Raw genomic sequence first — 488 nt, 5'->3', positions numbered from 1 at the left:
TCTGTGCTTTCTTCATAGTAAAAGTCGAAATACCCTTCATAGGTTTTAAGGTCTTTCTTATCTAATATTTGTGCGTGAAACTGAACACTAGCAAATAAGAAGCAAAAAAGAAAAGTTAATTTTTTCATGTTAAAAATATTGAAGCATAAAACTACGGAATTTCTAAAAAACGGGTTCAAAATTATGGCACTTTAAAGAGTCCTCTTATATTTGTGAAAATTACTATAATTTATGATTACATCAGATCAAATAAAAGATCTCAATTCCCGTCTAGACGTACTTAGACAATATCTTTGACTTAGATGCTAAGCTCATAGAAATCTCTAACGAAGAGGAACAAACTTTCGATCCTAATTTTTGGAATGATTCAAAGGCAGCTGAACTGGTAATGAAGTCTATCCGTGAGAAAAAAAGTTGGGTAAACGATTACAATTCTGCCAAATCCTTTTTTGAAGACTTAGAGGTGTTATATGAATTCTTTAAAGAAG

1 pseudogene is annotated in these 488 nt (G+C 30.9%); it reads left to right on the top strand.

What is annotated here, in order from left to right:
* Positions 1-231: 231 nt before the first annotated feature.
* Positions 232-488: pseudogene (gene prfB, locus B2U95_RS06645) on the top strand (peptide chain release factor 2); the annotation flags it as partial.

The organism is Winogradskyella sp. UBA3174 (genome assembly GCF_002364335.1).
Classification (GTDB): domain Bacteria; phylum Bacteroidota; class Bacteroidia; order Flavobacteriales; family Flavobacteriaceae; genus Winogradskyella.
Note: the sequence above shows the minus strand (reverse complement) of the source record. Positions and strands in the feature narration are given on the sequence as shown.